25 protein-coding genes are annotated in these 24502 nt (G+C 71.6%); 15 read left to right on the top strand and 10 right to left on the bottom strand.

Annotation, left to right across the window (positions count from 1 at the left end; translation table 11 throughout):
* Position 1 precedes the first annotated feature (1 nt).
* From ACY3FI_RS08290 to ACY3FI_RS08260, 7 genes are all read left to right on the top strand, one after another.
* The gene (locus tag ACY3FI_RS08290) at positions 2-928 is read left to right on the top strand and encodes an FKBP-type peptidyl-prolyl cis-trans isomerase (RefSeq protein ID WP_462547065.1); all 927 of its coding nucleotides are present in this window, start codon (positions 2-4) and stop codon (positions 926-928) included.
* 71 nt (positions 929-999) lie between these two features.
* Positions 1000-2022 (top strand): helix-turn-helix transcriptional regulator, encoded by a 1023-nt coding sequence (locus ACY3FI_RS08285; protein ID WP_462547064.1) that lies wholly within the window; start codon positions 1000-1002, stop codon positions 2020-2022.
* Complete coding sequence (locus ACY3FI_RS08280) at positions 2015-2986, top strand: helix-turn-helix transcriptional regulator (protein WP_462547063.1); 972 nt, start codon at positions 2015-2017, stop codon at positions 2984-2986. The genes ACY3FI_RS08285 and ACY3FI_RS08280 overlap by 8 nt, the downstream gene beginning before the upstream one ends.
* Before the next feature lie 219 nt (positions 2987-3205).
* Positions 3206-3958: a twin-arginine translocase subunit TatC gene (gene tatC / locus ACY3FI_RS08275; protein ID WP_462550329.1), complete on the top strand. Its 753-nt coding sequence runs from the start codon at positions 3206-3208 to the stop codon at positions 3956-3958.
* Entirely contained in the window at positions 3955-6414 is a 2460-nt protein-coding gene (locus tag ACY3FI_RS08270; protein ID WP_462550306.1) for a DEAD/DEAH box helicase, read from the top strand. Before tatC ends, ACY3FI_RS08270 begins: the two co-directional genes overlap by 4 nt.
* 41 nt (positions 6415-6455) lie before the next feature.
* Entirely contained in the window at positions 6456-8096 is a 1641-nt protein-coding gene (gene lnt, locus ACY3FI_RS08265) for an apolipoprotein N-acyltransferase (protein WP_462550305.1), read from the top strand.
* A 177-nt stretch (positions 8097-8273) separates the two neighbouring features.
* Complete coding sequence (locus ACY3FI_RS08260) at positions 8274-8624, top strand: RNA polymerase-binding protein RbpA (RefSeq protein ID WP_462550304.1); 351 nt, start codon at positions 8274-8276, stop codon at positions 8622-8624.
* Positions 8625-8683: 59 nt separating this feature from the next.
* Here the strand turns inward: ACY3FI_RS08260 and ACY3FI_RS08255 are convergent, their stop codons facing one another.
* Both ACY3FI_RS08255 and ACY3FI_RS08250 read right to left on the bottom strand, forming a co-directional pair.
* Positions 8684-9835, bottom strand: coding sequence for an SPFH domain-containing protein (locus tag ACY3FI_RS08255; RefSeq protein WP_462550303.1), 1152 nt, complete (start codon positions 9833-9835; stop codon positions 8684-8686).
* Positions 9832-10302 (bottom strand): NfeD family protein, encoded by a 471-nt coding sequence (locus ACY3FI_RS08250; RefSeq protein ID WP_462550302.1) that lies wholly within the window; start codon positions 10300-10302, stop codon positions 9832-9834. The genes ACY3FI_RS08255 and ACY3FI_RS08250 overlap by 4 nt, the downstream gene beginning before the upstream one ends.
* Positions 10303-10448: 146 nt before the next feature.
* Here ACY3FI_RS08250 and ACY3FI_RS08245 point away from each other — a divergent pair, with 146 nt between their 5' ends.
* From ACY3FI_RS08245 to ACY3FI_RS08225, 5 genes are all read left to right on the top strand, one after another.
* Complete coding sequence (locus ACY3FI_RS08245) at positions 10449-11210, top strand: SDR family oxidoreductase (RefSeq protein ID WP_462550301.1); 762 nt, start codon at positions 10449-10451, stop codon at positions 11208-11210.
* 10 nt (positions 11211-11220) lie between these two features.
* Positions 11221-11676 carry an NUDIX hydrolase gene (locus ACY3FI_RS08240; protein WP_462550300.1) on the top strand — a complete coding sequence of 152 codons (456 nt, stop codon included), beginning with the start codon at positions 11221-11223 and terminating at the stop codon, positions 11674-11676.
* A gap of 68 nt (positions 11677-11744) precedes the next feature.
* Complete coding sequence (locus ACY3FI_RS08235) at positions 11745-14111, top strand: excinuclease ABC subunit UvrA (protein WP_462550299.1); 2367 nt, start codon at positions 11745-11747, stop codon at positions 14109-14111.
* A gap of 99 nt (positions 14112-14210) precedes the next feature.
* A complete protein-coding gene (locus tag ACY3FI_RS08230) occupies positions 14211-14495 on the top strand; it encodes a hypothetical protein (protein WP_462550298.1) in 285 nt (94 codons plus the stop codon).
* A 128-nt stretch (positions 14496-14623) separates the two neighbouring features.
* A complete protein-coding gene (locus ACY3FI_RS08225; protein WP_462550297.1) occupies positions 14624-14791 on the top strand; it encodes a hypothetical protein in 168 nt (55 codons plus the stop codon).
* On the opposite strand, the gene ACY3FI_RS08220 is transcribed toward ACY3FI_RS08225, so the two are convergent.
* The 4 genes from ACY3FI_RS08220 to ACY3FI_RS08205 form a co-directional block, all read right to left on the bottom strand.
* Entirely contained in the window at positions 14780-15757 is a 978-nt protein-coding gene (locus ACY3FI_RS08220; protein WP_462550296.1) for a D-alanine--D-alanine ligase family protein, read from the bottom strand. The two genes, ACY3FI_RS08225 and ACY3FI_RS08220, sit on opposite strands and share 12 nt — an antisense overlap.
* Complete coding sequence (gene alr, locus ACY3FI_RS08215) at positions 15750-16955, bottom strand: alanine racemase (RefSeq protein WP_462550295.1); 1206 nt, start codon at positions 16953-16955, stop codon at positions 15750-15752. Before alr ends, ACY3FI_RS08220 begins: the two co-directional genes overlap by 8 nt.
* Before the next feature lie 122 nt (positions 16956-17077).
* A complete protein-coding gene (locus ACY3FI_RS08210; protein ID WP_462550294.1) occupies positions 17078-17341 on the bottom strand; it encodes a hypothetical protein in 264 nt (87 codons plus the stop codon).
* 8 nt (positions 17342-17349) lie between these two features.
* A complete protein-coding gene (locus tag ACY3FI_RS08205) occupies positions 17350-17487 on the bottom strand; it encodes a hypothetical protein (RefSeq protein ID WP_462550293.1) in 138 nt (45 codons plus the stop codon).
* 563 nt (positions 17488-18050) lie between these two features.
* Here ACY3FI_RS08205 and ACY3FI_RS08200 point away from each other — a divergent pair.
* On the top strand, positions 18051-19016 hold the full coding sequence (locus ACY3FI_RS08200; RefSeq protein ID WP_462550292.1) for an SRA domain-containing endonuclease: 966 nt from the start codon (positions 18051-18053) through the stop codon (positions 19014-19016).
* 147 nt (positions 19017-19163) lie between these two features.
* On the opposite strand, the gene ACY3FI_RS08195 is transcribed toward ACY3FI_RS08200, so the two are convergent.
* Positions 19164-20195: an alcohol dehydrogenase catalytic domain-containing protein gene (locus ACY3FI_RS08195; protein WP_462550291.1), complete on the bottom strand. Its 1032-nt coding sequence runs from the start codon at positions 20193-20195 to the stop codon at positions 19164-19166.
* A gap of 95 nt (positions 20196-20290) precedes the next feature.
* Here ACY3FI_RS08195 and ACY3FI_RS08190 point away from each other — a divergent pair, with 95 nt between their 5' ends.
* Positions 20291-20902 (top strand): RNA polymerase sigma factor, encoded by a 612-nt coding sequence (locus ACY3FI_RS08190; protein WP_462550290.1) that lies wholly within the window; start codon positions 20291-20293, stop codon positions 20900-20902.
* The gene (locus ACY3FI_RS08185; protein ID WP_462550289.1) at positions 20899-21885 is read left to right on the top strand and encodes a CU044_5270 family protein; all 987 of its coding nucleotides are present in this window, start codon (positions 20899-20901) and stop codon (positions 21883-21885) included. Before ACY3FI_RS08190 ends, ACY3FI_RS08185 begins: the two co-directional genes overlap by 4 nt.
* A gap of 70 nt (positions 21886-21955) precedes the next feature.
* Here the strand turns inward: ACY3FI_RS08185 and ACY3FI_RS08180 are convergent, their stop codons facing one another.
* From ACY3FI_RS08180 to ACY3FI_RS08170, 3 genes are all read right to left on the bottom strand, one after another.
* On the bottom strand, positions 21956-22831 hold the full coding sequence (locus tag ACY3FI_RS08180) for a DUF2382 domain-containing protein (protein WP_462550288.1): 876 nt from the start codon (positions 22829-22831) through the stop codon (positions 21956-21958).
* A gap of 47 nt (positions 22832-22878) precedes the next feature.
* Entirely contained in the window at positions 22879-23565 is a 687-nt protein-coding gene (locus ACY3FI_RS08175) for a hypothetical protein (protein WP_462550287.1), read from the bottom strand.
* A gap of 227 nt (positions 23566-23792) precedes the next feature.
* Positions 23793-24473: an SDR family NAD(P)-dependent oxidoreductase gene (locus ACY3FI_RS08170; protein WP_462550286.1), complete on the bottom strand. Its 681-nt coding sequence runs from the start codon at positions 24471-24473 to the stop codon at positions 23793-23795.
* Positions 24474-24502: the final 29 nt, after the last annotated feature.

Below are 24502 nucleotides of genomic sequence, written 5' to 3'. Positions count from 1 at the left end.
CGTGCGCGCCATCCCCGCACTCCTGGTCACCATCGGCCTCGCCGCAGCACTCACCGGCTGCGCCGCCAGCGGGGCGGGGTCCACGCCGTCGAGCTGTGCCGCACCCGGTGCCGCGTCCGAGGCCGTGACCGCCACGGGCACGTTCGGCAAGGAGCCCAAGGTCTCGGTGCCGAAGGGCCTGCAGGTCAAGGGCACGCAGGTGTCGGTGCTGCGCCAGGGCGACGGGCGCGAGATCGAGGACGGCACGCCCGTCCTCATCGAGTACACGCTCGTCGACGGCTCCACCGGTTCCGTCGCGCAGACCAGCGGCTACGCGGGCCAGACCCCGCCGATCACCGCGGGTGCCTCGAACTTCGGCGCGCTCGGCGCATCGCTCGAGTGTGCCCACGTCGGGGACCGCCTCGCCGTCGCACTGCCGCAGAGCGCCCTGAACTCGCAGGGCTCGGGCGGCGACACCACCTCGGGGAAGACCGAGGACGCCGTCGTGGCCGTGATCGACGTGAAGCGCGCCTACGACGCCCGGGCGACCGGCGTCCCGCAGCTCGCCGGCGACGGGATGCCCGCCGTCGTGCTCGCGCCGAACGGTGCGCCCGGCATCACGATCCCGTCGTGGAAGGCGCCCTCCGGGGACGAGACCCACCTGCTCCGCAAGGGCTCCGGCGCCGAGTTCACGGACAAGGACACCGCGCTCATCAAGTACACCGCCGTCTCGTGGGGCAGCGAGAGCGGCAACGACACCGTGGCCGGCTCGACCTGGACCGACGGGGCCGGCGCGCAGACCGTGCCGCTGGCCGAGGGCCAGGTGCCGGAGAGCATCCGCAAGGCCATCGTCGGTCACCGCGTCGGCGACCAGGTCCTCGCGATCGTGCACGAGCAGGGGGCGGCCTACGCCTACGTGATCGACCTGCTCGGCAAGGTCCCGGCCTGACCCTCCTCGGTCCGTCCACGGAGCGGCCGCGGATGCACTCCCGTGCATCCGTGCTGCCGTAGGATCGGCTCGTGCCAGCGACCCGAGCCCCCCGTGTGCCTGCCGAGGAGCGGCTCTTCAGCCTCGTCCTGGCACTGCTCTCGACGGAGTCCGGGCTGACCAAGGCCGAGATCCTCGCGAACGTGCAGGGGTACCGGCAGCGCTGGACGACGGGTGGCGACAACGCGTCGCTGGAGCGCCAGTTCGAGCGTGACAAGGACGACGTGCGCGAGCTCGGCATCCCGCTCGAGACGATCGAGACGCCGGGTTCCGCCGGCAACAACCAGACGCTGCGCTACCGGATCCCGAAGGGCGAGTACGACCTGCCCCTCGACGTCCGCTTCACACCGGACGAGTCCGCCCTGCTCTCCCTGGCGGCGATGGCGTGGCGCGAGGGCGCGCTGTCCGCCGACTCCCGCCGCGGTCTCCTCAAGGTCCGTGCAGCGGGGTCCGAGGACGACGGTCCCGGTGCGCTGGGTGTCGACATCTACGCGCCGCGGCTCCGTGCCCGCGATGCCGCCTTCGAACCGCTCCGCGCCGCGCTCGACCGTGCCGCCGCGGTGCGGTTCGACTACATCACCCCGGGCCAGCACGAGGCCCGTCGCCGTGAGCTGGCACCGCTCGCGCTCGTGCAGCACGGCGGCCGGTGGATGCTCGCGGCGCACGAGTTCGCGACCGACTCGGTGAAGAACTACCTGCTGTCCCGGATCGTCGGGCCGGTCGCCACGTACGAGGTCGGGCAGCACCCGGCGCCGGCCGGAGCTGGCGAACGCGCCCTCGCCGAGCTCGACCGCATCTGGGCCGAGCGCACGGCACGCATCCGCGTCGAGCCGGGCTCCGACGCCGAGCGCCGCCTCGGCCGTCGGCGGGACACCGAGGCGACGGGCGACGGCGTGCTCGTGCTCCACCACGTCGACCCGCAGATCCTCGCCGAGGAGCTCGCCGCGTACGGGCCCGAGGTGCACGTGCTCGAGCCGGCCGACCTGCGCGACCGGGTGACCGAGCGGCTCCGAGCCCTCGTCGCCGACCACTCCGAGGAGGTCTCCCGTGGCTGACCAGCAGCCCCTCCAGGCGCAGGACAAGCTCGCGTTCCTGCTCGCCCTCGTGCCGTACCTGATCGACCGCGAGCGTGTGTCGGTGGCCGAGGCCGCGCGGCACTTCGGCGTCCCGGAGACCCGGATCCGTCGGGCGGTCGAGCTCATCGCCGTGTCGGGGGTCCCCGGCGAGACCATGCAGTACCAGCACGGCGACCTCTTCGACATCGCCTGGGACGACTTCGACCAGAACGACATGATCGTGCTGACGAACCTCGTCGCGATCGACGACTCACCCCGACTCTCCGCGCGCGAGGCCTCGGCGCTCATCGCCGGCCTGCAGTACCTCTCGGCGCTGCCCGAGGCGGCCGACCGCGATGCGATCCGGGCACTCATGGCGAAGCTGTCCCGCGGTGCCGGGGGAGCGGCCTCGAACGTCGCCGTCGGTCAGGACCTCCACGACGCGGCGCTCGCGACGATCCGGCACGCGATGACCGAAGGCCGTGGCCTGGCCTTCGAGTACGCCGGACCACGCACCCAGGGCAGCACGCGCCGGGTCGACGCGCTCCGCGTGGAGTCGATCGACACCGACTGGTACCTCCGCGCGTGGGACCTCGACCGACAGGCGCTCCGGACCTTCCGGCTCGACCGCATGTCCGCCGTCCGGGTCGACGACCGCCCGGTGGAGAAGTCGATCGACGACGTCGTGATCCCGGACACCCTGTTCCAGCAGTCGACCGAGGACGTCATCGTCACGGTCGAACTCGATTGCTCGTCGTTGCCACTCGTGGCCGACTTCCTCGCCGACACCGCGGACGCGATGGACGAGGACGGCCGGGTCCGGATCCGGCTCGCGGCGTCGAACGGCTTCGACGGGGTCGTCCGCCTCGTGGCCGGGCTACCGGGCCGCGCGGTCGTGCTCGACCCGCCGGCGGCCCGCGCGGCGGTCCGCGACTTCGCGGCGGCAGCCCTCTCCGCCGACTGATCGCTCGGCTCGGGGCCGGCGGCTCCGGTCGCGACCGTCCCCGGGACCGGGGGCGCGGGTCGGGCCGGCACCGCGCCTCCAGTCCGAGGACCCGCTGACAGCGCGCGCGAGCGCGGCGGACTGTCGGCGCCGACCCCGTAGGATCGGGGCATGGCTTCGACGACCGCGCGCGGGCGAGCGAGGCGGACCGGACGTCCGACGAAGGACACCGAGGGCCGCATGTCGCTCGGGCAGCACCTCCTCGAGCTGCGGAACCGTCTGTTCAAGGCAGTCATCGCGATCGCGGTGTGTGCGGTCGGCGGCTGGTTCCTGACGCCCTTCGTGCTCGACTCCCTGCGTGCTCCGGTGGCACAGCTGGCGGAGGTCGGCGGCCACACCGCCGAGCTGAACTTCCCGATGATCACCGGCGCCTTCGACCTGCGGCTGCAGATCGCGATCACGATCGGCATCGTCATCGCCAGCCCGGTGTGGCTGTACCAGGTGTGGGCGTTCATCGTCCCGGCCCTGGTGCGGCGCGAGAAGCAGTACGTGTTCGGCTTCCTCGGCACCGCGATCCCGCTGTTCTTCGCCGGCTGCTGGTTCGGGTGGTACATCCTGCCGCACGTCGTCGGGATCCTCGGCAGCTTCGTGTCGGCGCAGGACACGTCGATCGTCGATGCGAAGGCCTACTACGACTTCGTCATCAAGCTCATCGTCGCGGTCGGCATCGCGTTCGTCCTGCCGGTGTTCCTGGTGCTGCTCAACTTCGTCGGGGTGCTCTCGGCGTCGTCGATCATCCGGTCCTGGCGCGTCGCGATCCTCTGCATCCTGGTGTTCTGCGCGATCGTCACGCCCTCGGCCGACGTCATCTCCATGTTCCTGCTCGCGGTCCCGATGGTGGTGCTCTACCTCGGGGCATGCTTCGTGACGTGGCTGCACGACCGCCGGGCCGCCAAGCGCCAGGCGAAGCTCGACGAGGAGTACGGCCTGTGACCCCCACCCGGACGGGCGACGCGCGCCCGAGTGCAGCGGAACGCTTCGCGGCGGCCAAGGCCCGCAGCCGTTCCCGCAACCTCGAGCTCTTCCGGACGGACCTCCGGTTCGACCTCGATCCGTTCCAGTTCGCGGCCTGCGATGCGCTCGACCAGGGCCGCAGCGTCCTCGTGGCGGCACCGACCGGCGCGGGCAAGACGGTCGTCGCCGAGTTCGCGATCTGGCTGGCGATGCGCCAGCCGACGGCGAAGGTCTTCTACACGACGCCGATGAAGGCGCTGAGCAACCAGAAGTACAGCGAGCTCGTGCAGGTCTACGGCGAGTCCGAGGTCGGGCTGCTCACCGGCGACACCAACGTGAACCCGCGTGCCCGTGTGGTCGTGATGACCACCGAGGTGCTCCGGAACATGATCTACGCCGACTCCGACCTGCTCGACGACCTGGCGTGGGTCGTGCTCGACGAGGTGCACTACCTCGCCGACCGCTTCCGCGGCGCGGTGTGGGAAGAGGTCATCCTGCACCTCCCGACCGAGGTCCGCCTGGTGTCGCTGAGCGCGACGGTGTCGAACGCCGAGGAGTTCGGCGACTGGCTGCAGACCGTCCGCGGCGACACCGACGTCATCGTCTCCGAGGACCGCCCGGTCCCGCTCGACCAGCACGTGCTCGTCGGCTCGAAGATGGTCGACCTGTTCGACTCGAGCGGCGCCGCGGCGACGAACCGCGTCAACCCGGAACTCCTCCGCCTGGTCGGCGGCGCCTCGCGCAGCGAACGGAACGGCGGCGGACACCGCGGCCGGCGCGGGCGCGGCGGCTACCCGGAGCGCCGTGGTCCGCGCACCGAGAAGATGTACCGCGAGCAGATCGCGAAGGTGCTCGACGAGCGCATGCTCCTGCCCGCGATCTTCTTCGTGTTCAGCCGCAACGGCTGCGACCAGGGCGTCCGTCAGGTGCTCCGGTCGGGCATCTCGCTCACGACGGCCGACGAGCGCAACGAGATCCGCGAGACCGCGGAGTACCACTGCCGCACGCTGCTCGACGAAGACCTCGCCGTCCTCGGGTACTGGGAGTGGCTCGAGGGCCTCGAGCGCGGGGTCGCGGCGCACCACGCCGGCCTGCTGCCCGCGTTCAAGGAGGTCGTCGAGGACCTCTTCCAGCGCAAGCTCCTCAAGGTCGTCTTCGCGACGGAGACCCTGGCGCTCGGTGTGAACATGCCCGCGCGCACCGTCGTGCTCGAGAAGCTCGAGAAGTTCAACGGTGAGGCCCGGGTGCCGATCACGCCGGGGGAGTACACCCAGCTCACCGGTCGCGCCGGTCGCCGGGGCATCGACGTCGAGGGCCACTCGGTCATCCAGTGGACGGACGGCCTCGACCCGCAGGCCGTCGCGTCGCTCGCCAGCCGCCGCACCTACCCGCTCAACTCTTCGTTCAAGCCGACGTACAACATGGCCGTCAACCTCATCGAGCAGTTCGGCCGGCAACGCACGCGTGAGGTCCTCGAGACCTCGTTCGCGCAGTTCCAGGCCGACCGCTCGGTCGTCGACCTCGCCCGCAAGGTCCGGTCGCAGCAGGAGTCGCTCGACGGGTACCGGCAGGCGATGGAGTGCCACCTCGGGGACTTCACCGAGTACGCCGCCCTCCGTCGTGAGCTCTCCGACCTCGAGCGGACGAACGTGCCCGGCGGGCGCGAGGCGTCCCACGGCGCACGCGCCGAGCGGCAGGCGGCGATCACCGACGTCCGTCGACGCCTCCAGCGGCACCCCTGCCACGCCTGCCCGGACCGCGAGGCCCACGCCCGTTGGGCCGAGCGCTGGTACAAGCTCAAGCGCTCGAACGACAAGCTCGTGCAGCAGATCCGCTCCCGCACGGGTGCCGTCGCCACGACCTTCGACCGCGTGACGGACGTGCTCCTGCAGCTCGGGTACCTCGTGCCCTCGGGTGACGGCGAGGCGACGGTCGCGCCGGGTGGCCGACGGCTGCAGCGCATCTACGGCGAGCGGGACCTCCTCGTCGCTGAGTGCCTCGAGGCCGGGGTATGGAAGGACCTCACGCCCGCACAGCTCGCGGCCATGGCGGCCACGATCGTCTACCAGCCCCGCCGTGAGGACGCCCCGGGAACGGAGCACGCCCTGCCCCGCGGCGCGTTCCGCCCCGCACTCGACGAGACCCTGACCATCTGGGCCCGCCTCGACGACGTCGAGCGCGAAGCCCGGCTCGCCGGGTCACAGCCGCCGACGCCGGCGATGTCGGTCGGCATGTTCCGGTGGGCGTCCGGCTCGGCGCTCGACGACGTCCTCCGGACGCTCGACATGCCCGCCGGTGACTTCGTGCGGTGGTCGAAGCAGGTCATCGACCTGCTCGACCAGTTCCGGAACGCCGGCGACGAGGACCTCGCCCAGACCGCGCGGCGGGCGACGGACGCGGTGCGCCGCGGCATCGTCGCCTACGCGGCGGTCTGACGGGAGGCACGGTGCCGGTTCCCGAGTCACCCGTGCGCCCGGTGGGCGCTGGGTCCGCCGCCCGACGCGCCTCCGTGCTGCCCCGCGGCACGGGCGCGGCGCGCGGCGCCGGCCGGGCGCGCGGCCTCGGACACACGGCGATCGCCGCGCCGAGCCCGTTCGCGGCCCTGCCCGTCGCGCAGGCGCTCCCGCTCGCGGTGATCGGCGGCGTGCTCTTCGCGCTCTCGTTCCCGTCGCCCGGCTGGTGGTTCCTCGCGTACCCCGCGGTCGCCTGCATGCTGCTCGCGGCGATGGGGCAGCGCGCGCGACGTGCCGCCTGGCTCGGGTACGTGGCGGGCGCCGCGTTCTGGGTGCCGGCGATCTCCTGGGCAGGGCGGTACCTCGGTCCGGTCCCGTGGTTCGCCCTCGCGCTCCTCGAAGCGGCGTTCTCCGCCCTCGGCATCGTGGCCATCGCCCTCGCGTACCGCTGGGTCGCGCGCGTGGTGCCCTCGACCGCCGGACGGGTGTGGGGCCTCCCGGCCGTCGTCGCCGCACTCTGGACCGGGCGCGAGTGGTTCTCGGGGAGCTGGCCGTACGGCGGCTTCGCCTGGGGGCGTGTCGGCCTGTCCCAGTCACAGGGGCCCTTCACCCACCTCGCGGCGTACGTCGGCGTGCTCGGCGTGAGCTTCGTCGTCGTCTACTGCGTGGCGGTGGTGGTGTCGCTCGCGCTCGTGGTGCCCCGGACACCGGGGGCGACGGTCCGCGTGCCGATGCGCGTCGCGACCGCCGGACTGCTCGTCGCCGCGGTGCTCGCGGTGCCGGCGTGGCCGACGCACGTCGACGGCACCGTCCGGATCGAGTCCGTGCAGGGCAACGGCCCGGCCGGGTACTTCGACGGCGCGCAGCCCGGCGAGGTGCTGAACGCGCAGGTGGCGGCGACCGACGTCGGGGCTCGGGACGTCGACCTGGTCGTGTGGCCGGAGGCGTCCGCCGAGTACGACCCCCGCCGCGAACCCGTGATCGCCTCCGCGCTCGACAGCGTCGTCGACTCGGTCGGCGCACCGCTCGTCGCCGGGGCGATCACCCAGACGTCGACGGGCGTGCTGCACAACACCTCCTTCGTGTGGACGGCGGACGGCTGGCAGTCGTCGTACGACAAGAAGCGTCCCGTGCCCTTCGGTGAGTACGTCCCCGACCGCTGGTTCTTCTCGAAGCTCGCGCCCTCGCTGATCGGCCTGCTGCAGCGCGACTACACGCCCGGCACGAAGCCGAACGTCTTGTCAGTCGCCGGAGTCCGGGCGGGCATCGCGATCTGCTTCGACATCGTGGACGACGGCCTGACCAGGGACATGGCACGCGGGGGAGCGCAGGTGATCCTCGCGCAGACGAACAACGCCGACTTCGACGGCACGGACGAGAACCTGCAGCAGCTCGAGATCGCCCGGCTCCGCGCCATCGAGACCGGGCGGTCCCTCGTGAACATCTCCACGGTCGGAGCGTCGCAGGTGATCGACCCCAGCGGGCGCACGATCGACCGCGTCCCTGCCTACACCGCGACGTCGATGGTGACCGACGTGCCACTCGGGACGACCACGACGCCCGCGACGGTCGCGTCGGGGTCGATCACCCTCGTGCTCACGCTGGGCGGGTTCCTCGTGCTCCTCGCCTGCGCACCGTGGGCGCGCCGCCGCTCGCGCCGCTGACCCGGTCGGACCGCCTGCGCCCGTGGCGCCCGACGGGACGCGTCGGGCGAGTGCAGTTCGTCCCCGCGCTTGCTCGCCGTGCGCGGCCACTGGGAACGCACTGTGAATGCGCCCCGTCGGGAGTGATGCCCCGTGGGACAGTGTTGAGGAGGGCAGACGAGCGAGAGGAGCACACACATGGCTGATCGGAGTCTCCGCGGGATGCGGCTCGGGAGCCAGAGTCTCCAGAGCGAGGAGGGCGTCGAGCTCTCGGACCGGAAGCGCGCGGTCTTCCAGACGGACTCGGGCGAGACCTTCGACGTGGTCTTCGCGGCCGAGGCGGACGTCCCTGCAACTTGGGCGGACCCCCGCTCCGGGCGAGAGGGACGACTGCTCGGTGACGACGGGATCCCCGTCGAGGTCGCGGCAGAGGACGTCAAGGCGCCGAGGACCCACTGGGACATGCTGTTGGAGCGTCGCTCGCGCGAAGAGCTCGAGGAACTCCTGCAGGAGCGCCTCCAGTTCCTCCGCGCACGTCGCGGCGCCTGACACCCCACGAACACGACGACGCCCCCTCCGGAACCGGAGGGGGCGTCGTCGTGTCCGGACTACTGCTGGTCGTCGGCGAGCCGCTGCTGCGCTGCGGCGTCGCTGGCTTGGAGGTGAGCGTCGACGCTCCGGTTCGACTCGGCGAGTCGCGCGTCGAGCTCCGGCTCCGGCACGATGTCCGCGGCGGTGGCCTCCGGGCGTGCTGTGGCGGCCGTCGCGGTGTCCGCGGCGGCGGTGTTCGCGAGGCTCTCGTTCGCGAGCTTCGAGATGCGCGAGAGGAAGTCGCCGCCCGCCGGGCCACCGGCAGCGGGAGCGCCACCGGAACGACCGGCCGTGAAGCCCTTCGCGATGCCGGAGAGCGCCTCGGTGAACTCGCTCGGGATCATCCAGAGCTTGTTCGCGGTGCCCTCGGCGATCTTCGGCAGGGTCTGCAGGTACTGGTAGGAGAGGAGCTTCTCGTCCGGGTCGCCGGTGTGGATCGCCTCGAACACCGTGGCGATGGCTTGCGCCTCACCCTCGGCTCGGAGGACCTGGGCCTTCGCGTCACCCTCGGCCTGCAGGATCGCCGCCTGCCGCTGCCCCTCGGCCTCGAGGATCTGAGACTGCTTCGTGCCCTCGGCCTGCAGGATCGCAGCACGACGGCTGCGCTCGGCACGGAGCTGCTGCTCCATGGCGTCCTGGATCGACACGGGCGGCTCGATCGCCTTCAGCTCGACACGGCCGACGCGGATGCCCCACTTGCCCGTGGCCTCGTCGAGGACGACGCGGAGCTGGCCGTTGATGTTGTCACGGCTCGTCAGGGCCTCTTCGAGGTTGAGGCCACCGACGACGTTGCGGAGCGTGGTGGTCGTGAGCTGCTCGACGGCCCCGAGGTAGTTCGCGATCTCGTAGGTCGCCGCGCGGGCGTCGGTCACCTGGAAGTAGACGACCGTGTCGATCGAGACGACGAGGTTGTCCTCGGTGATCACCGGCTGTGGCGGGAAGGAGACGACCTGCTCGCGCATGTCGATCAGCGGACGGAGCCGGTCGATGAACGGCACCAGCAGGTTCAACCCGGGGTTGAGGGTCTTGTGGTACTTGCCGAGCCGTTCGACGATGCCCGCTGACGCCTGGGGCACGATGCGGATCGCGCGGGACAGGACGACGATCACGAAGATCACGACGACGAGGATGAGGACGAGCAGTGCGATCGTCCCGGGGGAGATGGTCACGAGGTGGCCCTTTCTCCGAGGCGGACGACCGCGGTCGACCCCTCGATCGACTCGACGACCACGGGGGTGCCGAGCGGCGGTGTGCGGTCGGGGGACCCGGCTGCGATGCGGGCGCTCCACGTCTCGCCGTTCGCCAGGCGGACCTGGCCGGGGCTCGACGTGGTGAACGCGACCGCGACCGTGCCGGGCAGGCCGATGAGGCCCTCGACGTTGGTGCGGTGCGGGTCGGCGTTCCGGCCGAGCGCCGAGACGAGGCGCGGCCGGACGAGCGAGAGCAGCACGAGCGCGGCGGCGGCGGAGATGATCGCCGAGAGCCACCACGGGGCGCCGAGCAGGGCGGCGACGAGGCCGCCCGCGGCACCCGCGGCGAGCATGAGGAAGATGAAGTCGAGGGTGAAGACCTCCACCACCCCGAGCAACAGCACCAGTCCGACCCAGACCACCGTCTGGATCCAGTCGACGTTCACGCGATCTCCCTCCCTCGGTCGCGCACGCGGGTCGCTGCGTCGCGACGGCCGGTCCAACTCAGTACAAGATATCAGGCATGTGTCGGCCGCCACCCAGCGGTCGCTAGACTCGTGCGCGCCCGAACCGCTACCTGGAGGACACGACCGTGACCAACCCCCTCGCCCCCGGATCCCTCGCCGACAAGCGGGCCCTCGTCACCGGGGCCTCCCGCGGAATCGGCGCCGACACCGTCGGCTACCTGGCCGAGGCCGGCGCGAAGGTCGTCGTCAACTACCGGAACAAGGCCAGGCGCGCCGAGCAGATCGCCGAGAAGGTCGTCGCGGCCGGCGGCTCCGCCCTCGCGGTCGGCGCCGACCTGACCGACCACGACTCCGTCCAGGCGATGGTCGACACCGTCGTCGCCGAGTGGGGCGGCATCGACCTCCTCGTGTTGAACGCCTCCGGCGGCATGGAGTCCGGGCTCGGCGAGGACTACGCGCTCCGTCTGAACCGCGACGCGCAGGTCGACATGCTGCAGACCGCCGTGCCGCACATGCCCGCCGGCTCCCGTGTCGTGTTCGTGACGAGCCACCAGGCCCACTTCGTCGAGACGGCCGAGACGATGGACGAGTACGTCCCGGTCGCCAAGAGCAAGCGCGCGGGCGAGCTCGCCCTCCGCGAGTTCATCCCGCAGCTCGAGGCCGCCGGCATCGAGTTCGTGGTGGTCTCCGGCGACATGATCGAGGGCACCATCACGGCGACCCTGCTCAACCGTCTGAACCCCGGCGCCATCGAGGGCCGTCGGCAGGAGGTCGGCAAGCTCTACAGCGTGTCCGAGTTCGCCGCCGAGATCGCCCTCGCGGCCGTCGAGCCGATCCCGGCCGACCACACCAAGCTCGTCGGCGACGTCAGCGGCTTCACGCAGTAACGTCGTCGGGGTGACCGCGACCGAAGGACTGCGCCGTTCCTCCCGCATCATCCTGCTCGACCCCGACGACCGCGTGTTCCTGATGGACACGCGGTCGCCGTCGTCCGGTGGAGAGCACCGTTGGATCACCCCCGGTGGCGGCGTCGACCCGGGCGAGAGCCACCGCGACGCAGCGGTGCGTGAGCTCCGCGAGGAGACCGGCATCGTCATCGACGACCCCGGCGAGTCCGTCTGGACGTGGGACTTCGCGGTCACCTGGGACCAGGCTGACCACGACCGCGGCCACAGCGAGTTCTACGTCGTGCGGACCCCCGGTTTCGAGCTGTCCGACGCCGAGTGGACGGACGACGAGCGCGTCGACATCCTCGCCTCGCACTGGTGGACCGCCGACGAGCTCGACGCCACCGACGAGGACTTCGAGCCCGCCGAGCTCCCCGCGCTCGTCCGTCTGCACAGCCGGAGCTGACCGCAGGGCTCTCCACAGCTCGCGACGGGGGCTCCCGGGCGGCGGGGCGCCGTCGCTACAGTCATCGCATGCAGGACAGCGTGCAGCACCCAGCCGACGGCCACGACCGCATCCGGGTCCGTGGCGCGCGTGAGAACACCCTCCAGGACGTCGACGTCGACCTCCCGAAGCGGCGGCTCACGGTCTTCACGGGCGTGTCCGGTTCGGGCAAGAGCTCGCTCGTGTTCGCGACGATCGCCGCCGAGTCCCAGCGGATGATCAACGAGACGTACAGCGCCTTCGTGCAGGGCTTCATGCCGTCCGCGGCGCGACCGGACGTCGACCTGCTCGACGGGCTGACCACCGCGATCGTCGTCGACCAGGAACGCATCGGTGCCGACCCGCGCTCCACCGTCGGCACGGTGACCGACGCCAACGCCATGCTCCGCGTGCTCTTCAGCCGGCTCGGCGAGCCGCACGTCGGCGGACCGAACGCGTTCTCGTTCAACCTCGCCACGGTCACCGCCGGTGGGGCGATCACGGTGCAGAAGGGCAAGGACGCCAAGGCCGAGCACGTCACGTTCTCGCGACTCGGCGGCATGTGCGCCGAGTGCGAGGGCCGGGGCACGGTGAGCGACATCGACCTGACGCAGCTCTTCGACGAGTCGAAGTCGCTGGCGGCGGGCGCCATCACGATCGCGGGGTGGGGCGGGGACGGCTGGATGGTCCGGATGTACGCCGAGTCCGGGTACGTGGACAAGGACCGTCCGATCCGCGACTACACCGAGCAGGAGCGCCACGACCTGCTGTACCGCGAGCCGACGAAGCTGAAGATCGCCGGCATCAACATGACGTACGAGGGTCTGGTCCTCCGTGTCCGCCGGTCGTTCCTGCAGAAGGACCGCGAAGCGATGCAGCCCCACGTCCGCGCCTTCGTCGACCGGGCGGTCACGTTCACGACCTGCCCGGCCTGTGACGGCACCCGGCTGAACGACACCGCGCGGTCGTCGCGCATCGACGGCAAGGACATCGCCGAGGTCTGCGCCATGCAGATCACCGACCTCGCCACGTGGTTGCACGCCCTCGACGCGCCGACCGTCGGGCCGCTGCTGGACGGACTGCGCGACGCCGTCGACTCCTTCGTCGAGATCGGCCTCGGCTACCTCTCGCTCGATCGGCCGACGGGCACGCTGTCCGGGGGCGAGGGGCAGCGCGTGAAGATGGTGAAGCACCTCGGGTCGTCGCTGAGCGACGTCACGTACGTGTTCGACGAGCCGAGCACCGGACTCCACCCGCACGACATCGAGCGGATGAACCGCCTGCTGCTCCGGCTGCGCGACAAGGGCAACACGGTCCTCGTCGTCGAGCACAAGCCCGAGGTGATCGCGATCGCCGACCACGTCGTGGACCTCGGTCCGGGTGCCGGCACCGCAGGCGGACGCCTCTGCTACGAGGGGTCGGTGGCCGGCCTCCGCGCGAGCGACACCGTGACCGGCCGCCACCTCGACGACCGCGTCCGGTGCAAGTCCGTCGTGCGCGAGCGGACCGGCTCGATCCCGGTCCGTGGGGCTTCGGCACACAACCTGCACGACGTGGACGTCGACGTGCCCACCGGCGTGCTCACCGTCGTCACCGGGGTCGCGGGGTCCGGCAAGAGCACGCTCGTGCACGGCTCGCTCGCGCCGCTCGACGACGTCGTGCTCGTCGACCAGAGTCCGATCCGCGGGTCCCGGCGCAGCAACCCGGCGACCTACACGGGGCTGCTGGAACCCGTGCGGAAGGCCTTCGGGAAGGCGAACGGGGTGAAGCCCGCCCTGTTCAGCGCGAACTCCGAGGGCGCGTGCCCGGTCTGCAACGGCGCCGGGGTGATCTACACCGACCTGGGCATGATGGCCGGGGTCGCGACGCCGTGCTCGGAGTGCGGCGGCAAGCGGTTCGACCAGTCCGTGCTCGAGTACCGGCTCGGCGGCAAGGACATCAGCGAGGTGCTCGCGATGCCCGTCGCCCAGGCCTCCGAGTTCTTCGCCTCGCCCGAGGTCCGGATCCCGGTGGCGCATGCGATCGCGGCTCGGCTCGTGGACGTCGGGCTCGGCTACCTGACGATCGGACAGCCGCTCACCACCCTGTCCGGTGGCGAGCGGCAGCGCCTGAAGCTCGCCATGCACCTCGGCGAACGCAGCGGCACCATCGTGCTCGACGAACCGACCACCGGGCTCCACCTCGCCGACGTCGACCAGCTGCTCGGGCTGCTCGACCGGATGGTGGACGCCGGGCGGACGGTCGTCGTCATCGAGCACCACCAGGCGGTGATGGCGCACGCGGACTGGATCATCGACCTCGGGCCGGGCGCCGGGCACGACGGCGGGCGGATCGTCTTCGAGGGCACGCCGGCGGACCTCGTCGCCGCCCGTGGCACGGTGACGGGGGAGCACCTGGCCGCCTACGTCGAGGCCTGATCGTCGAGAACTGAACCAGCCTCGCTTCCAACGCATAGCCTCTGACGAGATGGCCGCGCGCAACCCGTGCGCTCGGCCTCCCGACACGAGGAGCCCCGCATGTCCGACAACGCCTACCCACCCTCGAACACACCCGCAGCACGCGGCGGCAACGGCCTCGCGGTCGCTTCCCTCGTCCTCGGCATCGTCGGCGTGGCCGGCGGCTTCGTGCTCGCGATCATCGGCATCGTCGCCGGCATCATCGGGCTCGTCCTGGGCATCCTCGCCCGACGTCGCGGCCTGAACCGCGGCATGGTCCTGGCCGGGATCATCCTCTCGGCGATCGCCATCGTGATCGGCATCGTCGGGTACATCCTCACGGCGGCCCTCCTGACGCAGAGCTGAGGTCCGAGCAAGCCGCACCGAGCGGACGGGAGGCGCGTGGCGGGGTCGCCACGCGCCTCCCGTCCGCACGGACGCGGCCACCGGACCGCGCCGCGCCTGCTCAGGAGGACGCGCGTAGCGTCCGCGCCATGACCTACAGCCAGCCAGACCCCGCAGAAGAGACCACCCAGGCCGACGCTCCGGAGCAGCCCGACACGGACCGCTCGGACCTCGAGGAGCACGGCGACGAGCAAGCCGCGCTCGAGATCGACGCCGACGACGTCCCCACCGGCGACGAGAGCCCGTCAGCCTCCTGACCGACCGACGAGCGCGACCGAGACGAGCGTGTCCACCAGGGCCGCGTAGCTCGTCCCGGTCGCCTCGTACATCCGGGGGACCTGCGACTGCTCGGTGAACCCGGGCGCGGTGTTCACCTCGTTGAGCACGACGCCGTCCGCGGTGACGAAGAAGTCGAACCGAGCGACCCCCGCGCAACCGAGCGCTGCGTAGAGCGTGGTCGCGGCGTCGACCAGCGCCGCGTGGTCGTCGTCGTCGAGGCGGGCGGGCACCGTGAAGTCCGCGCTGCCGTCGTACTTCTGGTCGCGGTCGAAGACGGCGCCGTCCGCCACACCGATCTCCAGCGTCGCGCCGTGGCACAGGTGACCGTCCGGGTCGCGGTGGACGGCGATGTCGACCTCCCTCCCGGTGACGAACCCCTCGACGACGACGTCCTCGCCGGCCGATCGCGCGACGTCGACGGCATCCGCGTAGTCCGCCGCTTGACGGACGACGGTCACGCCGTTGCTCGAACCGCCCGTCGCGGGCTTCACGACCGCGGGCAGGGGGACCGGCGGTGCGCCGATCGGCTCGCCGACTCGCAGCAGGGCGCCCGGGGCGGTCCGGATCCCCAGCGCCTCGGCGATCGTCTTCGTCACCCACTTGTCCATGCCGAGTGCGCCCGCGCGCACCGGGGACCCGATGTTCGGCACCCCGATCATCGTGAGCAGTCCGGCGACGGCACCGTCCTCGCCGTGCACGCCGTGCAGGACGGGGAACGCGGCGTCGCACCCGGTGAGGACGGCGACGGCTCCGGCGGGGGAGAGCGCCCCACCGTCGGTGTGCCGCCATCCGCCGTCACGCGACACGGTCAGCGGCACGGCCTCGTCGCCGAGCGAGCGGAGCGCCCGGGTGACGGCGGCCGCGGAGGCGAGGGAGACCTCGTGCTCGTCGTTGGCGCCGCCGCCGATCACGGCGACGCGGCGGGGGGAGTTGCGTTCAGGCACGGACGGCCTCCGGTCGGTGGGACGTGGTGGTGGTCGTGGGTGTCGCCACGGTCGGCCCGCTTCCGGTGGTGGTCGCGGTCCGGTGCACGCGGGCGACGCGGGTGCCGACCCGGGTGACGATCTCGTGCTCGATCGTCCCGGCCCACCGGGCCCAGTCGGCGACGGTGGGCTCACCCGCGGTCCCGCGGCCGAACAGGGTCACCGTCTCACCCAGGTGCAGACGGTCCGCACCGGTGTCGACGACGATCATGTCCATCGAGAACCGGCCGACGACCGGGCGGCGGCGTCCGCGCACCTGCACCTCGGCGCGCTCGGACGCCGCGCGCGGCAGCCCGTCGGCGTACCCGAGGGGGAGGAGCGCGAGGTTCGTCGCCCGGTCCGCGACGTGATCGTGCCCGTACCCGATCCCCGTTCCTGCCGGGACGGTGCGGCTCCCGACGACCGGGGCGGTCAGCGAGAGCGTCGGCTGCAGCGCGTCGGAGGTGGACGACGGGTCGATGCCGAAGAGTCCCGCGCCGATCCGGTGGAGTCCGTGACCGGCACCGACGCCGGTGATGGTCGCCGCGGTCGCCGCGAGGTGCGCGGTGAACCGCGTGAGGCCACGCCGTCGTGCGGTCCGGACGGCGTTGGCGAAGAGCAGGCGCTCCCGGTCGTTCTGCGGGTCCTCCGGGCGGTCCGCGCAGGACATGTGTCCCATCACGCCGACCACGCGGACGGTGCCGTGCCGTTCGAGCATCTCGGCGGTCTCGCACAGCGCCGGCCACGTCGCCGGCGATGCACCGTCCCGCGACATACCGAGGTCGACGTGCAGGTGGATCCGGGCTGGGCGTCCCACCCGAGCGGCGGCACGACTGACGGCGTCGAGCAGCTCGGGTCCGGAGACCGCGAGGTCGACCTCGGCGCGGACGGCGCTCTCGAAGTCGGCGTCGAGTGGGTTCAGCCAGCTGAGGACCGGGACGTCCGGGACCACCTCGCGGACGGCGAGGGCCTCGGTCACGCTCGTGACGCCGATCGCGGCGGCCCCTGCCTCGACCACGGAGCGGGCGACGGATCCGTGCCCGAAGGAGTCGGCCTTGAGGACGGCCATGAGACGACCACCGGTGCGTGCGGCGAACCAGGCGGTGTTCGCACGGACCGCATCGTCGTGCACGACGAGTTCGGGGACCGTGCCCCCGCTCGTCGTTCGTTCGTTGTGCATGGGTCGAGCCTGGCGGGGGCTCGGCGCGGGGCCATCCGTCGTGCGGATGACGCGCATGCTCCCCGAGGCCGAAGTGCCGCTGCCGGCCGGATGACGACCCGTCACGTTCCGGCGGGCTCGACTCAGCCCGGGAAGGCGGGCACGAGCGGGTCGCCGAGCAGGAGCCGCACGAGTACGAACCCGCCGAAGAGCGCGAAGACGCTCCCGCACGCGACGGTCAGCCCGGGGGAGAACGGCGCAGCGGTCTTCCGACCGAGCTCACCGAAGAGGAACGCCTGCATGCGACGCGCCCCGCGGGTGAATGGGTCGCAGAACACCACGAGCGCCACACCCCAGAGCAGGAACACCGACCCGAGGACCAGGTTCAGGACGTCGACCGCGGGCATGCCCCGAGTCAACCAGGCGGCACGACCACCGCGAGGACCATGACCTGCAGCGCGAGGAACACCTCCGGGAGGACGCCGAGGTCTCCGCGGACCACACTCGACACGCACTGGAAGCCGATGCCGATGGAGAGCAAGTAGATGGACATGGGCCGACGGCACTGGCGGACCAGCCAGACGGCCGGAGAACGCGCGTTCTCCCCACGTTGTGGGTGTCGCACGGCGCAGCGGTCACTGGTGTACTCATCTGGTGCCCGACGATCTGGTCGGGACGATGTCGGGTCTGGCTGCATTCGGGTTGCGGCCAGACGCCGCGTTCCCGTCACCGCGGAGCGACAGCGCGCGCTGAGCCAGTACGGCCCCTTCTGGGGCGCCAGAACGAGCGCCGATAATGCATATTATGTCAGGATGCTGACCGGCGAAGGCCCGCTCGCCGTTCCGTGTCCACGCGGCGCTGGGCTGCGAACCGAGCGCCGAGTCCGCCAGTAGCTCAATCGTGAGAGGGAGCGCAAGCAGGATCGCGCCGGTTGTGCGGACAGATAGGTAAGAGCGTCTTTCACTGGGCTCCCGTCGCACCGCGCGGATGAGGAATTCACCCTGGTATGACCTAGCGCTACGCGTGAGCTTCCGCCGGTACGGAAAGCGGGGCGTCAACGCCTCTCCGTGGCTCCTAATAGGACGGCGATGGCCCCTGGTCTAGTACGGTGCACTCATGACGATCCTTCATCTGTCCGATCCAGCCTTAACAGTGCATGCTGGCGACCGGGTGACCCGCAAGGAACTAAATTCTCGCTTCGGCGGCGGCATCCAAGGCGGGATGCTCACTCCCGCGGGCGGCCAGCACATATTCCTCTTCTCCGACCCGGACGCAGGCGCCCTGTATGGGTACGCGTTTGACGGCTGGGCAGATGCAACCGACCGCACTTTCTATTACACCGGTGAGGGTTCCGACGGCCCTCAAGCCCTCACCCGGCGCAATAAGATACTCGCCGACTCGGTGGATACGGGCCGCGAAGTGCACCTGTTCATTGCCGTTGGGAAAATGCCCGGCTCTCAGGCGCGCATTCATGAATATCTTGGACAATTCGCGGTCGACGAGACGGCGCCTTATCGGGTGGAAACGGGCCCCGGTTTCAGAAAGAAAGAGCTACGCCCGATGTTCGTATTCACACTCCACCGGGTCGACTCCGAGGACCTGCCTGCGGCCGACGCTCATCCCATCGCCGAGTCGCCCGCGACGGAAACTCGGACCCGCGTCATCCCACCTGAGGCTAGTAACACGCTCATGTCCACGCGCTCGGGCATCGAGGACTCAGGGAGTACCCGCCGGGAACGTATCCTGGAGGACAGGCTGATCGATTGGCTAGGCGAGAACGGAAAGGTCGGATCGAGGATAGAGATCCGGATAGAGGGACAAAGCGCTCGACTTTACACTGACACCTGGGTCGACGAGGACCGAGAACTGTTCGAAGTGAAAGGAAACTCGACCCGCGAAGATGTCCGCATGGCGATTGCGCAACTCCTTGATTATTCTCGCCACATCACCCCTCCCCCCGCCCGGTCCACTGTGGTTCTCCCTACCCACCCGGGGCAAGACCTTGCAAGTTTTGTGGCCTCAGTCGGCCTCCACCTGGCCATCATGACCAGCACCGGACTTCAGCGCGTGAACCTCACCTGAATACCCGACGACCCGCTCCGCGGAGACTGCGACGGCTAGCCACCGGTTTAGCAGGGCTACCGGCTACCAGCGAATGATCGCTGCGATCATCCGCTCTTATGTCAACTCGCATCGGCGAGCGCTCCCGCATCCCGCCGGACGGCGTCGTCACAGCACCGCGACCGTCATCCCCGCCGACCGCGGCGGCCCGTCCATCGCGACGAGCTCCCCCGGCAGGTCCTCGAACGCCACCGTGCGACCGATCGACTCCGCCGGACGCAGTCGGCCAGTGACGACGTCGTCGAGCATCGCGGCGTACTCACCGACGGAGATGCCGTGGCTGCCGAGCAGCTCGAGCTCGTCCGCGATCACCCGGCCCATCGGGATCGCCGGCGCGGCCTCGTCGTCGAGCAGCAGCCCGACCTGCACGTGTCGTCCGCGCGGACGGAGCGAGGCCACCGCGGCGACCGAGGTGGCCCGGCTGCCGAACGCGTCGACGGACAGGTGCGCGCCGCCGCCCGTCACCGAGCGCACCGCTCCGACCGCGTGCTCGTCCATCGGCACGGTCGTCGCGCCGAGCTCGGCAGCGCGGGCCAGGGCGGCAGTCGACACGTCGACCGCGACCACGTGCGCGCCGGCTGCGATCGCGACGATGACCACCGACAGGCCGACGCCGCCGCACCCGAAGACCACGACCCACTCCCCTGCAGCGACCCGTCCGCGAGCATGCAGCGCGTGGTACGCCGTGCCGAACCGGCAGCCGAGCCCCGCAGCCTCTGCGAAGTCCACGCCGTCGGGCAGCGGCACGAGGTTGACGTCGGCGTGCGGCACCACGACGGACTCTGCCCACGACCCGGGCAGCGTGAAGCCGGGCTGTTCCTGCCGGGTGCACACCTGCGTCGCACCTGCGCGACACTGCTCGCACGTCCCGCACGCGAAGACGAACGGCGCGGTGACCCGGTCCCCCGCAGTCACGACGCTCACGTCCCGCCCGACGGCGGCGACGACCCCGGCGAACTCGTGTCCGGGGACGTGCGGCAGGTGCACGGAGTCGTCGTGCCCCTTCCACGCGTGCCAGTCGCTCCGGCAGACCCCGGTGGCGCGGACGGTGACGACGACGCCGTCGGCAGGGGGCTCCGGGGTCGGGAGCTCCACGATCGCGGGGACGGACCCGAACTGCTCGTACCGGACTGCGCGCATGCCCCGATCCTGACAGAACGGGGTCGACGCCGGACGGACACGCACCGGTTTGTCACACGTGCTCCGCCGCCGACACCCCATGATCGGAGGCAACAGTGAACAGACCGAGGGGGCCGGGCTCCATCCCGGACGGAACCACGACCACGACCACGACCACGGACGTCGACCTCGTCGCGGCGATCGCTCGCGGCGACGCGGCTGCGTACACGACGCTGCTGGACCGGCACACGCGAGCGGTCTTCCGCTACGCCTGGGGACTCGCCGACCAGCGTTCGGACGTCGACGACGTCGTGCAGGAGACCTTCGTCGTCGCGTGGCGGCGGCGGAAGGACGTCAGCATCGTCGGGAGCTCGGCGCTGCCGTGGCTGCTGACCACGGCGCGGTACGTCGCCATGAACGCCAACCGGCAGCGCCGGACGCACCGGGTGGACGAGCTCGACGAGCACAGCGGTGCCGACGAGGCCTGGTACCGCCAGGTCGCGCACGACGAGGCCGTGCAGCAGCTGCGGTGGGTCCGCGAGGAGATCGCTGCGCTCGACTCCCCTGACCGTGAGCTCTGTGAGCTCTGCCTGCTGCAGGACCGGTCGTACGACGAGGCCGCCGCCATGCTCGGCCTCTCCCCCGCCAACGCGCGCAAGCGCATCCAACGATCCCGCGCCCGGCTCCGTTCCAGCCGAGCGGCGCAGGGGATGGAGCAGACCTCATGATCACCGTCCCACCGCCCGAGGGCGCCGCCCTCCACGACGCCGTCGCACCGATCCGCCGCGAGGTGCTCGCCCGCACCGTTGGCCGTCGCCACGTCCGGTCCCGCTGGACGATCGGCGCGGTCGGCACCGTCGTCGCCGTGACCGCACTCGCGACCGTCCTGATCGCCGGTGACCTGACCGGGGCCAGCGAGCACGTCCCGGTGGTCGGGTCCGCTCCGCAGGCCGCCACCGCCGCCGAGCTGTTCCGGCGGGCGGCCGACGCGACGCAGCACACGAGCGACCCGGTCGTCGGCCCGGGCCAGTACCTCGAGGTCGAGGTGCAGGAGCAGAGCCAGGCGTTCTTCACCGAGGACTCCTCGGCGCTCGTGCCGTACTCGCTGACGGTCTGGCGCCCGGCGGACCCGAGCGCCGAGTGGACCCTCGTCCGCACCTCCGGCGCGCCCACCGCGTACTTCCCGGCGGAGCGAGCGGCCGAGGTCGAGGCGGCGTGGAAGGCCGACCCCTCGAACGGCTACCCGACCGGTACCTTCCGGGCCCGCGACGGCGCCTTCTACGGGGACCCTTGGACTCCGGCGGACCTCGCCACGATGCCCCGCGACCCCGATGCGCTCTACGACTGGGTGTCCGCGCACGCCTCCGGCTCGGTCAGCCACGAGGAGGCGATGACGGTGCTCATCACCGACCGGCTCGCCACCGGCATGGTCCCGGCCGACCTCCGCAGCGCCATGTACCGGGTCCTCGCGCGGATCCCCGGTGCGACGGTCACGCACGACGCGGTCACACTGGACGGCCGGAAGGGCGTCGGCATCGGCCGCACCGAGGCCGGCCGCGAGGACGCGTACACCGAGGTCGTCGTCGACCCGACCACCGGCGACTTCATCGGGACCCGCTCCCTGGTCGGGAAGGCCACCCGCACCCTGCCCGCCGGGACCGTGACCGACTCGACGTCGGTGACGACGTCGGTGGTCGACACGGCGCCCTGAGGGCGACCGACGACGGACGGGAGGCGCGTGGCGGATCCGCCACGCGCCTCCCGTCCGTCAGGTGGTCGCGTCAGCGACGGGTGCGGCCGTCGCCGTCCTCGTCGAGCGTGATCTCCTCGTGCGCGACGTCCTCGGTGACGTGCTCCTGCTCGGTGACCGTCTCGGTGTCCAGCCGGACACGCTCGACCGGCACGGTCTCCTTGTCGACGACCACGCGCTCCTCGCTCAGGGTCACCTCGTGCTCCTCCTCGGACAGGTCGGGACCGCTGGTCGCCGCACCGACGTTCGCGTCGGTGATCGGCTCGCGCTCGAGTCGGACCTCCTCGTGCTGCACCGGCACCGTCACCTCCTGCTGCTCGGTGACGACGTACTTGCGCAGCCGCGCCTTGCCGGTCTGCACGCGCTCCGTGCCGACGTCGAGGCGCTGCTCCGAGCGGGTCATCGCGTCGTCCGTGGTCGGGCCGGAGGTGTCGCGACCGACGGTGTCCCGGTCGAGGGTGTCGTCGCGGCGGACATCGCCGTCGAGGCCGGAGAAGTCGGCGCCACCGACGCCGGCGGCGGATCCGTCGACCGTGCCGACGCCCTCCGTGTCGTCCGACCCGAGGGTCGTGCCGCCGGTCGTGCCGGACGTGTGCCCGGCCAGACCGTAGTGGCGGAACAGCGTGTCCTGCTCGTCCTCGCTCAGCGCGCCGTCGGCCTCGATCCGCGGCGCGTCCTTGACCTGCTCCTTCGCGTACCGGACGTGCAGCTCGTCACCGACGAGGTCGGCGCCCTCGAGCGGCACGAAGGACTCCGAGGTGCCGAAGAGTCCGGTCGCGACGCTCACGAAGAGCGGACGGCCGTCGTTGTCGTCGAGGTAGACCTGCTTGACGGTGCCGATCTTGTCGCCGTCCGGGTCCTGGACGCGGGCGTCGAAGAGGCTGTTCACGGTGCTGTTGTCGATCATGGTGACTCCTGTTCGGGTGAGGTGGTGGGTCGGTCGGAGGGTCCGGCTCAGCGGCCGAGACCGACCCGGTCGACCTTGCGGTGGTAGCGCATCCCGGCGATGCCGCCGAGGATCGCGCCGACCAGGCTGATGACGGCGACGACGACCGCCGTGACGATCCCGGTGACGGTGAGCGTGCCCTCGTCGATCGGGATCCGGGGGAAGCCGTTGAGCGTGCCGAGGACGTTGAACTGCGATCCGGCGACCGCGGTGACGATCGCCACCACGACCGCGATGACGAGCGCCCAGATCCAGACGGCGACGCCCTGCTTCAGTCCGGCGAAGCGGGCCATCCGACCGGCGACGTAGCCGCCGCAGAAGTAGGCGACGAACAGCACCACGGCGAGGGCGATCGCGCCGACGATGCCGACCACGTCCGCGTTGCCGCTCGCAGCGTCGGCCGCGGCGCCGGCGTCGCCGCCGTTCGCGCCCAGTCCGACCCCGGCGCCGACGGCACCGAGGACCGCGGTCAGCAGGACCGCCGTACCGGTGGCGGTCAACCACCCGAAGAAGGCCGACCCCCACTTGATGCCGCCGAACTCCTCGCGCTCGCGGTCCAGCACGCTCTCGCGCTGGGTCGGGCCGCGGTCGGCTGCCACGGCGCGGGCGTCGCCGGACCCCGTGGTCGCGTCGTCCCGGTCGCCCGGGAGGGGCGATGCGTCGCGGCGGGGCTCTCGCCCGTCCTGATCGGTCATGGTGTCCTCCTCGGGTCCGGTCGACGTCGGTGTCAGCGGGGACGCAACTCCGGTGACCCTGGGCACGCGGTCGGCTCCGCGTTCTGCGGCTTCGACGCGCACGGCCGCGGCCGCCCGACGCGCGGCCGCCCGACGGGCGGCCGACCCCGGCGGGCAGCGAGCGGCGGACGGACGGAGGGCGCGTGGCGATCCCGCCACGCGCCCTGCACCCCGCACCCTCCGACGGGTCAGTACTCGATGCGCCCGGTCCGGTCGTGGAACTCCCCCGTCGGACCATCCGCCCCGATCGTCGCGAGCGCCACGGTCGCGTCGGTGCCCTCGGTCATGGTCTGGTGCCCGCCGTACCCGTTGAACTCGGTGGCGGTGTAGCCCGGGTCGCTCGCGTTCACCCGGAACTCCGGCAGGTTCTTCGCGTACTGCACGGTCAGCGCGATGAGCGCCGCCTTCGACGCCGCGTAGGGCACGGCGGCCACCGGGTACTCGTCGTGCCCGGGGGTGGTCAGCCAGCGGGCGAACCCCACGCCGGAGGCGACGTTCACGACGACCGGGTTCGACGAAGCCCGGAGCAGCGGCAGCGCCGCCTGCGTCACCCGCACCACCCCGACGACGTTCGTGTCGAGGACGGCGGCCATCGCGGCGGCGTCGAGGTCGTCCACGCCGAACGAGGTGCCGAGGACCCCGGCGTTGTTCACGAGGACGTCGAGCTCGGGCAGCGAGGCGATCGCCGCGTCGACGCTCGCCTGGTCGGCGACGTCGAGCTGCACGACGTGGGCACCGAGTGCACGGACGCCGTCGCCGGCGCCGGGGTCGCGGAGTCCGGCGTAGACGGTGTGGCCGGCCTCGACGAGGCGGCGGGCGGTCTCGAGGCCCAGGCCGCGGCCCGCCCCGGTGATGAGTGTGGTGGTCATGCCGTCCACGATGCCCGGGCCGACGCGGG

Source organism: Curtobacterium sp. RM9, assembly GCF_054956955.1.
Note: the sequence above shows the minus strand (reverse complement) of the source record. Positions and strands in the feature narration are given on the sequence as shown.

Coding starts and splice junctions, on each gene's coding strand:
- ACY3FI_RS08225 (WP_462550297.1), top strand. CDS start 14,624: ATGACCTACAGCCAGCCAGACCCCGCAGAAGAGACCACCCAGGCCGAC.
- ACY3FI_RS08180 (WP_462550288.1), bottom strand. CDS start 22,831: ATGATCGACAACAGCACCGTGAACAGCCTCTTCGACGCCCGCGTCCAG.
- ACY3FI_RS08175 (WP_462550287.1), bottom strand. CDS start 23,565: ATGACCGATCAGGACGGGCGAGAGCCCCGCCGCGACGCATCGCCCCTC.
- tatC (WP_462550329.1), top strand. CDS start 3,206: ATGTCGCTCGGGCAGCACCTCCTCGAGCTGCGGAACCGTCTGTTCAAG.
- ACY3FI_RS08170 (WP_462550286.1), bottom strand. CDS start 24,473: ATGACCACCACACTCATCACCGGGGCGGGCCGCGGCCTGGGCCTCGAG.
- ACY3FI_RS08200 (WP_462550292.1), top strand. CDS start 18,051: ATGACGATCCTTCATCTGTCCGATCCAGCCTTAACAGTGCATGCTGGC.
- ACY3FI_RS08230 (WP_462550298.1), top strand. CDS start 14,211: ATGTCCGACAACGCCTACCCACCCTCGAACACACCCGCAGCACGCGGC.
- alr (WP_462550295.1), bottom strand. CDS start 16,955: ATGCACAACGAACGAACGACGAGCGGGGGCACGGTCCCCGAACTCGTC.
- ACY3FI_RS08185 (WP_462550289.1), top strand. CDS start 20,899: ATGATCACCGTCCCACCGCCCGAGGGCGCCGCCCTCCACGACGCCGTC.
- ACY3FI_RS08195 (WP_462550291.1), bottom strand. CDS start 20,195: ATGCGCGCAGTCCGGTACGAGCAGTTCGGGTCCGTCCCCGCGATCGTG.
- ACY3FI_RS08205 (WP_462550293.1), bottom strand. CDS start 17,487: ATGTCCATCTACTTGCTCTCCATCGGCATCGGCTTCCAGTGCGTGTCG.
- ACY3FI_RS08235 (WP_462550299.1), top strand. CDS start 11,745: ATGCAGGACAGCGTGCAGCACCCAGCCGACGGCCACGACCGCATCCGG.
- ACY3FI_RS08210 (WP_462550294.1), bottom strand. CDS start 17,341: ATGCCCGCGGTCGACGTCCTGAACCTGGTCCTCGGGTCGGTGTTCCTG.
- ACY3FI_RS08260 (WP_462550304.1), top strand. CDS start 8,274: ATGGCTGATCGGAGTCTCCGCGGGATGCGGCTCGGGAGCCAGAGTCTC.